The sequence below is a fragment of the Streptomyces sp. NPDC054932 genome, assembly GCF_053610205.1.
On sequence record NZ_JBSGXU010000006.1, the window covers coordinates 87565 to 95630 of the forward strand.

Consider the following 8066-nt stretch of genomic DNA (forward strand, 5'->3'; position numbering starts at 1 on the left):
GCTTCCGCCTACGCCTCAGCCGGAGGCGGCCACCGCGGCCTCGAAGACCTCGAACGCGGCGGCGTCGAAGAGCACGAACCGCACCTCCTGGACCTCGGTGCGGGCCTGACGCACCGTCTCCACCGCGATCCGCGCCCCGTCGTCCATCGGCCAGCCGTAGATGCCGGTGGAGATGGCCGGGAAGGCGACCGTACGGGCGCCCAGCTCGTCGGCGACCCGGAGCGATTCGCGGTAACAGGAGGCCAGCAGCCCGGAGCGGTCCTCGTCGCGCGACCAGACCGGGCCCACCGTGTGGATGACGTGCTCGGCGGCGAGCCTTCCGGCCGTGGTGGCGACGGCCCGGCCCGTCGGCAGGCCCTTGCCGTAGTGCGAACGCCGCAGGTCCTCGCAGGCCGCGAGGATCTCCGGCCCGCCGCGCCGGTGGATGGCGCCGTCGACCCCGCCGCCGCCGAGCAGCGAGGAGTTCGCCGCGTTGACGATGGCGTCCGCCTTCTCGGCGGTGATGTCCCCCTGGACCAGGACAATGCGCACCATCAGGAGTCCTTCCGCAGGTGGCGCCAGACCGCCTTGGCGGCGTTGTGCCCGGACATGCCGTGCACCCCCGGGCCCGGCGGGGTCGCCGAGGAGCAGAGGAAGACCGCCGGGTGGGCCGTCGTGTACGGGGTGAGGGAGATCCTGGGGCGCAGCAGGAGCTGGAGGCCCGCGGCGGATCCGCAGGCGATGTCCCCGCCCACGTAGTTGGGGTTGCGGGCGGCGAGCTGAGGCGGGCCGGCCGTGGCGCGGGCGAGGACCAGGTCGCGGAAGCCCGGGGCGAAGCGCTCCAGTTGGGATTCGACGGCTGCGGTGAGGTCGCCGTCCCAGCCTGCGGGGACGTGTCCGTACGCCCAGAACACGTGCTTGCCCTCGGGAGCCCGGCCGGGGTCGACCAGGCTGGGCTGCGCGGTGATGAGGAAGGGGTTGCGCGGGGCGCGGCCGCCCGAGGCGAGCTGCAGGGCGGCGTCGATGTCCCGGGCGCGCGGGCCGATCTGGACGGTGCCGGCCCGGCGCGGCTCCTCGGCCGTCCACGGAACCGGCCCGTCCAGCGCATAGTCGATCTTGAACACGGAGGCGCCGTACCGGTAGCCGTCGTACGCGCGTCCCAGGCGGGCGATCCGGGCCAGCGCGGTCGGCGAGGTGTCGAAGACGTAGGTGCGGGCGGGCGGGAGGTCGTCGAGCCGCTTGACCTCGAAGCCCGTGTGGATGGTCCCGCCGAGGTCGCGCAGGTAGGCGGCGAGCGCGTCGGAGACGGACTGCGAGCCGCCGCGCGGCATCGGCCAGCCGTTCGCGTGCGCGGCCAGCGCGAAGACCAGGCCGACGGCGCTGGTGGCGATCCCGTCGAGCGGTGCGATGACGTGCGCCACGAGGCCCGCGAACAGCGCCCGCGCCCGTTCGTCGCGGAAGCGGCTCAGGAGCCAGGTGGCGGGCGGCAGCCCGCTGAGCCCGAAACGGGCGAGCGTGAGCGGGTCCCTGGGCAGGGCGGTGCTCGGCAGCGACATGAAGTCCCGGGCCAGGGTGTCCCATTTGCCGAGGAACGGCCCGACCAGCCGCCGGTAGGCCCCCGCGTCGCGCGGCCCGAGGGAGGCCGCCGTCTCCGCGACCGAGTGCGACAGGACGGCGGCCGTGCCGTCGTCGAAGGGGTGCGCCATGGGCAGCGGGGCGTGCAGCCACTCCAGCCCGTAGCGCTTGAGCGGCATCGTGGCGAAGACCGGCGAACCGGCGCCGAGCGGGTGAACCGCCGAGCAGGGGTCGTGCCGGAAGCCGGGAAGGGTGAGCTCCTCGGTCCGGGCGCCGCCGCCGACCGTGTCGGCGGCTTCGAAGACGGCCACGGAGAAGCCACGCCGGGCCAGTTCGACAGCGGCCGTCAGCCCGTTCGGCCCCGCCCCCACCACGACCACATCGAGAATCGACGGCACTTGCGACTCCTTCGTTTCCGGCGGCGCCTGCACCACCAGGATATTCCGCCGCCCGGACCGCCCGGACCCGCTCCGCCCCGCTCCGACCCGACCGGACCCGCTCAGGCGCCCCGGAGCAGCTCCCGGATGCGTACGGCAGTGGCCTCGTCCCGCCCGACCGCGAAGGGCAGCGCATTGTCCCGGTCCACCCGGAAGGGGACCCCGTCGACCGTGCTCTGCGCCCCGCCGGCCTCGGCGACCAGCAGCAGTCCGGCCGCGTGGTCCCAGGCCGAGGGCCAGGTGAAGGCCAGGCCGTCCATCTCGCCGCGGGCCACCTTCAGGTACTCCAGACCCGCCGAGCCGCACGGCCGGGCCGCGACCCCGGGCACGTCGAGCCGGGCCAGGGTCCGCTTGTTCTCGTCGCTGGTGTAGAGCGGGTGGGCGATGGCGACCCGCAGCTCGGCGCCCGGCTCCGGCGAACCGCATTGGATCCGCTCGCCGTTGACGTACGCACCCTGCCCGCGCACGGCGGTGGCCAGCTCCTCGAGCGCCGGGGCGAAGGTCCAGGAGGCGAGGATCTCCCCGCGCAGCGCCAGTGCGACCAGGGTGCAGAAGGCGGGGTCGCCGTTCACGAACTGGCGGGTGCCGTCGACCGGGTCGACGATCCACACCGGGGCGTCGGCGCGCAGCGCCGCATACACCCCTGGGTCGGCGTGCACGGCCTCCTCGCCCACCACGGCGGAGCCGGGCAGCAGCCGCGTCAGGGCGGCCGTGAGGTGCTCCTCGGCCTTGCGGTCGGCCACGGTCACCAGGTCGTGGGGGCCGTTCTTCTCGTCGACCTCGTGCTCGGCGAGCTGCCTGAATCTGGGCATGATCTCGATCGCCGCCGCCTTGCGGACGGCCTCTTCCACATCGGACAGGCCATGGGCCAGGAACTCATCGATCATGCCTCCAGCAAAGCACGCCCGACCGACAAACCCCACCGCCAATTCCGGACGGGCACCCGGACACCGGGTGTCCGCCGGGTGAACCGCCCCGGGAATCCGGCAGGCGGGTACCGGGCTCCGGGCCCGGTACCCGCCTGCCTGCCTGCCGCCGGGCGGGCGAGGGGGTCAGTCGCGCAGCACCGGGATGATGTGCTGGCCGTACGCGTCGATCGTGGCCTCCCGCGCGTCGTGCATGTCGTAGACGGCGAACTGGTCCACCCCCAGGTCGCGCAGGGCCCGCAGCTTCTCGATGTGCGCCTCGGCCGGACCCAGCAGGCAGAACCGGTCGACGATCTCGTCGGGGACGAAGTCGGTGGACGGGTTCCCGGCCCGTCCGTGGTGGCTGTAGTCGTAGCCCTGCCGGGCCTTGATGTACTCGGTGAGCTCGTCGGGGACCATCGAGGAGTGCTCGCCGTAGCGGGTGACGAGGTCGGCGACGTGGTTGCCGACCATGCCGCCGAACCATCGGCACTGGTCACGGGCGTGGGCGAGGTCCTCGCCCACGTATGCGGGGGCCGCCACGCAGATGGTGATCGAGGCGGGATCGCGGCCGGCCTCCACGGCAGCCTGCCGGACGGCCTTGATCATCCACTCGGTGAGGTAGAGGTCCGCGAGCTGGAGGATGAACCCGTCGGCCTTCTCCCCCGCCAGGGCCAGCGCCTTCGGCCCGTACGCCGCCATCCACACGGGCAGCTTCCCGTCGCGGACCCACGGCAGGCGGACCGGGTTGCCGTCCACCAGGGCCTCGCGGCCCTCGGCCAGGTCCCGGATGACGTCGATGGCCTCGCCGAGCCGGGCCAGGGTGTTGGGCTTGCGTCCGGCGACCCGCATGGCCGAGTCCCCGCGTCCGATCCCGCAGACGGTGCGGTTGCCGTACATGTCGTTGAGGGTGGCGAAGGTGGAGGCGGTCACTTCCCAGGTGCGGGTGCCGGGGTTGGTGACCATGGGGCCGATGTGCAGCTTGCGGGTGTGTTCCAGGATCTGGCTGTAGATGACGAACGGCTCCTGCCACAGCACGGCGGAGTCGAAGGTCCAGCCGTAGCGGAAGCCGTTGCGCTCGGCGCGCTTCATGAGGCTGATGACCTGGGAGGCGGGCGGGTCGGTTTGCAGGACGAGGCCGAAGTCCATACGGGCGGCTCCTTGACGCTTTACAGGTACTGGCAGGTGGAACGGGGGATGAAGGCCCCGTGGCCGGCCCTGCCGGTGAATTCGCGCTGGTCGATGACGAGTTCGCCGCGGGAGAGCACGGTGTCGACGCGTCCGGTGATCCGCTTGCCCTCGTACGCCGAGTAGTCCACGTTCATGTGGTGGGTCTCGGCGGAGATGACCTGCTCGGCGTGCGGATCGTAGAGGACGATGTCGGCGTCGGATCCCGGCGCGATGGTGCCCTTCTGCGGGTAGAGGCCGAACATCCGGGCCGGGGTCGCGCAGGCGATCTCGATCCAGCGGCGGCGGCTGATGTGTCCGTCCAGGACGGCCTGGTGGAGGAGGTCCATGCGGTTCTCCACGCCCGGCAGCCCGTTGGGGATCTTGGAGAAGTCCCCGCGGCCCAGCTCCTTCTGGCCCCTGAAGCAGAAGGGGCAGTGGTCGGTGGAGACCACCTGGAGGTCATTGGTCCGCAGACCCCGCCACAGCGCCGCCTGGTGCTCACGGGGGCGCAGCGGGGTGGAGCAGACGTACTTGGCGCCCTGGAAGTCGGGCTCCTCCAGGTTGTCGGTGGACAGGAACAGGTACTGCGGGCAGGTCTCGCCGAAGACGGGCAGGCCCTTGTCGCGGGCGGCCGCCAGCTCGGCGACCGCCTCCTGCGCGGAGACGTGGACCACGTACAGCGGTGCGCCCGCGACCCGCGCCAGCTGGATCGCGCGGTGGGTGGCCTCGGCCTCCAGCAGCACCTTGCGGACCTCGCCGTGGTGGCGGGGGTCGGTCTCCCCGCGGGCGAGGGCCTGTTCGACGAGGACGTCGATGGCGATGCCGTTCTCGGCGTGCATCATGATCAGCCCGCCGTTGGCGGCGCCGCGCTGCATGGCCCGCAGGATCTGCCCGTCGTCGCTGTAGAAGACCCCGGGGTAGGCCATGAACAGCTTGAAGGAGGTGACCCCCTCGCCGACGAGGTGGTCCATCTCCTTGAGCGTTCTCTCGTTGACGTCCGAGAGGATCATGTGGAAGGCGTAGTCGACGGCGCAGTTGCCGTCGGCCTTGGCGTACCAGGTGTCGAGCCCTTCGCGCAGGGAGTGGCCCACGCTCTGCACGGCGAAGTCGACGATGGTGGTGGTGCCGCCCCAGGCGGCGGCTCTGGTACCGGTCTCGAAGGTGTCGGAGGCGGAGGTGCCGCCGAAGGGAAGTTCCATGTGGGTGTGCGCGTCGACCCCGCCCGGGATGACGTACTTCCCGGTCGCGTCGATCGTGCGGTCGACCGTCCAGGCCCCGGCGGCCGCCGAGCCGTGTGCGGCCAGCGCCGCCACGCGGCCGTCCTCGATCAGGACGTCCGCGTGCAGTTCGTCGGCGGCGGTGACGACGAGGCCGCCGCGGATCAGGGTGCGGATGCTCATGTGATCCCCCTACTGGATGCTGCGCAATGCCTGTTCGAGGATCTCGGCGCCCTCTTCCGCCTCGGCGACGGTGAGGGAGAGCGGCGGCGCGATGCGCAGCACGCTGGTGTTGTACCCGCCGCCCTTGCCGAGCAGCAGGCCGCCTTCGCGGGCCGCTTCCAGGACGGCGGCGGCCGCGTCCGGGTCGGCCTCGTCGGTGCCGGGCTTCGTGAGCTCCAGCCCGGCCATCAGTCCCCGGCCGCGGATCTCCCGTACGGCGGGCACGGTGGCGGCGATCCCGCGCAGCCGCTCCAGGAGCAGGCCGCCGACGCGGCGGGCATTGCCCTGGAGGTCGTGCTCCAGCAGGTAGGCGAGGTTGGCGACGCCGGCCGCCATGGTGACCGGGGAGCCGCCGAAGGTGGAGATGGAGTTGGAGTCCAGGCAGTTCATCACCTCGGCGCGGGCCACGACCCCGCCGATGGACATGCCGTTGCCGATGCCCTTGGCGAAGGTGAGGATGTCCGGCGGGCCGTTCTGGGCGTGCGCCTGCCAGCCCCAGAAGTTGTCGCCGGTGCGGCCCCAGCCGGTCTGCACCTCGTCGCTGATCCACAGGATGCCGTGGCGGTCCAGGACCTCGCGGAAGGCTCCGTAGAGGCCGTCGGGCGGGGAGGTGAAGCCGCCGACGCCCTGGATCGGTTCGGCGATGAGGGCGGCCACGCCCCCGCGGGCCTGGCCGAGGACGTCCTCGAGGTCCTCCACGGCGGCGGCGGTGAAGGCGGCGTCGTCCAGGTGGGCGAGGGGGCCACGGGTGCGCACCGCGCCCTGGACGTAGTACGTCTGCAGGGGCGAGAGGCTGGTCGGGGACCAGCCGCGGTTGCCGGTGATCGAGACGGTGGAGAAGGACCGGCCGTGGTAGCTGTTGCGCATCGCCAGGATCTGGTTGGAGCGGCGGTACGTCGTTGCGAGCAGCAGGGCGGTGTCGTTGGCCTCGGTGCCGGAGGTGGTGAAGAAGACCCGGGCGTCGGGGATGCCGGAGAGGGCGGCGACGCGCTCGGCCAGCTCGATCATGGGCCGGTTGAGGTACAGGGTGGAGGAGTGGATGATCCGTCCGGCCTGCTCGGACACGGCCTTGGTGACCTCGGGCAGGGCGTGGGCGGTCATCGTGGTGAGGATGCCGCCGAAGAAGTCGAGGTAGCGGTTGCCGTCGGCGTCCCAGACGTGGCGGCCTTCGCCGTGGGTGAGCTCGATGGGGTGCTTGTAGTAGAGCGCGAGCCAGTCGGGAAGGACGGTGCGGTGGCGGCTGTGGAGCGGGATCGGGTTGGTCACGGCTGTACGAGTCCTCCGTAGGCGTCGGGACGGCGGTCGCGGTAGAAGGCCCACTGGTCGCGGACCTCCTTGATCAGGTCGAAGTCGAGGTCCCTGACGAGGAGTTCCTCGTCCTTGCCGCTGGCGACCTCCCCGACGAACTGACCGCGCGGGTCCACGAAGTAGCTCGTGCCGTAGAAGTCGTTGTCGCCGTACTCCTCCTGGCCGACGCGGTTGATGGCGGCGATGAAGTACTCGTTGGCGACGGCGGAGGCCGGCTGCTCCAGCTGCCACAGGTACGCGGACAGGCCCCGGGAGGTGGCGGAGGGGTTGTAGACCAGCTGGGCTCCGGCCAGGCCCAGCTGGCGCCATCCCTCCGGGAAGTGGCGGTCGTAGCAGATGTAGACGCCGACCCGGCCGACGGCGGTGTCGAAGACGGGCCAGCCGAGGTTGCCCGGACGGAAGTAGTACTTCTCCCAGAAGCCTTTGACCTGGGGGATGTGGTGCTTGCGGTACTTGCCGAGGTAGCTGCCGTCGGCGTCGATGACGGCGGCGGTGTTGTAGTAGAAGCCCTCGCTCTCCAGCTCGAAGACCGGAACGACGATCACCATGCCGGTCTCGCGGGCGAGGTCCTGCATGCGGCGGACGGTCGGACCGTCGGGGACGGCCTCGGCCCAGCCGTAGTGCTCGGGCTCCTGGACCTGACAGAAGTAGGGGGCGTTGAAGACCTCTTGGAAGCCGATGATCTGCGCGCCCTGGGCGGCTGCCTGCCGGGCGTGCTCCTCGTGTTTGGCGATCATCGATTCGGTGTCTCCGGTCCAGGTGGCCTGGACCAGCGCGGCGCGGACGACTTGGGCCATGAGCTGCTCCTCGCGACGGGAACGCCGAGTTCTACGCACGTAGACGGAGTGCGTAGGGAGTAGAACGTAGGCCCCGTCACAGCGTGGGGCAAGACCGCCGTGCGCGGTTGGAGTAGTCGATCACGTTACGTCTCCCCGCGGTCGAATGCGGTCAGGAGACGGGCGGATCAGCACGGCTACGCACCGGCGATGCCTGCCACCCGCAGGGCGTGGACCAGGTCGCGGTGGCGGCTTCCGGGCAGCGCCCGGGCCGCTCGGAGCAGGCGCGGGGCGAACCACTGCGGATCGTGCCGGGCCAGGCCCGCCGCCTCCTCGGCGGTGCGCACCCGGACGAAGGCGCCGAGCAGGGCCTCGGCCTCCCGGATCCGGCCGGCCCCGCCGAGGGCGAGTGCCGCGTCCGCGACCTCGGCCGCGGGGCGGGCGACGCCCTGGCGGAGCAGGGCGTCGCAGTCGGCC

General features: G+C 71.9%; 7 protein-coding genes and 1 pseudogene. All 8 read right to left on the reverse strand.

Translation table 11 applies throughout. The annotated features are described in order from the left end of the window. Nucleotides 1-15: 15 nt before the first annotated feature. Nucleotides 16-534, reverse strand: a complete 519-nt coding sequence (locus tag ACWGE1_RS03245; protein WP_453418849.1) for an O-acetyl-ADP-ribose deacetylase — start codon at nucleotides 532-534, stop codon at nucleotides 16-18. Beyond that, a complete protein-coding gene (locus ACWGE1_RS03250; protein ID WP_453418850.1) occupies nucleotides 534-1952 on the reverse strand; it encodes a phytoene desaturase family protein in 1419 nt (472 codons plus the stop codon). The genes ACWGE1_RS03245 and ACWGE1_RS03250 overlap by 1 nt, the downstream gene beginning before the upstream one ends. A gap of 101 nt (nucleotides 1953-2053) precedes the next feature. Beyond that, the gene (locus ACWGE1_RS03255) at nucleotides 2054-2878 is read right to left on the reverse strand and encodes an inositol monophosphatase family protein (protein ID WP_453418851.1); all 825 of its coding nucleotides are present in this window, start codon (nucleotides 2876-2878) and stop codon (nucleotides 2054-2056) included. 165 nt (nucleotides 2879-3043) lie between these two features. Further along, nucleotides 3044-4045, reverse strand: a complete 1002-nt coding sequence (locus ACWGE1_RS03260; RefSeq protein WP_453418852.1) for a TIGR03842 family LLM class F420-dependent oxidoreductase — start codon at nucleotides 4043-4045, stop codon at nucleotides 3044-3046. Nucleotides 4046-4065: 20 nt separating this feature from the next. Next, complete coding sequence (hydA, locus tag ACWGE1_RS03265) at nucleotides 4066-5466, reverse strand: dihydropyrimidinase (RefSeq protein ID WP_453418853.1); 1401 nt, start codon at nucleotides 5464-5466, stop codon at nucleotides 4066-4068. 9 nt (nucleotides 5467-5475) lie between these two features. Further along, nucleotides 5476-6771, reverse strand: a complete 1296-nt coding sequence (locus ACWGE1_RS03270; protein ID WP_453418854.1) for an aspartate aminotransferase family protein — start codon at nucleotides 6769-6771, stop codon at nucleotides 5476-5478. Further along, nucleotides 6768-7610 carry a nitrilase-related carbon-nitrogen hydrolase gene (locus ACWGE1_RS03275; protein ID WP_453418855.1) on the reverse strand — a complete coding sequence of 281 codons (843 nt, stop codon included), beginning with the start codon at nucleotides 7608-7610 and terminating at the stop codon, nucleotides 6768-6770. Before ACWGE1_RS03275 ends, ACWGE1_RS03270 begins: the two co-directional genes overlap by 4 nt. Nucleotides 7611-7786: 176 nt before the next feature. Further along, nucleotides 7787-8066: pseudogene (locus tag ACWGE1_RS03280) on the reverse strand (hypothetical protein); the annotation flags it as partial.

Coding starts and splice junctions, on each gene's coding strand:
- ACWGE1_RS03245 (WP_453418849.1), bottom strand. CDS start 534: ATGGTGCGCATTGTCCTGGTCCAGGGGGACATCACCGCCGAGAAGGCG.
- ACWGE1_RS03255 (WP_453418851.1), bottom strand. CDS start 2,878: ATGATCGATGAGTTCCTGGCCCATGGCCTGTCCGATGTGGAAGAGGCC.
- ACWGE1_RS03260 (WP_453418852.1), bottom strand. CDS start 4,045: ATGGACTTCGGCCTCGTCCTGCAAACCGACCCGCCCGCCTCCCAGGTC.
- hydA (WP_453418853.1), bottom strand. CDS start 5,466: ATGAGCATCCGCACCCTGATCCGCGGCGGCCTCGTCGTCACCGCCGCC.
- ACWGE1_RS03275 (WP_453418855.1), bottom strand. CDS start 7,610: ATGGCCCAAGTCGTCCGCGCCGCGCTGGTCCAGGCCACCTGGACCGGA.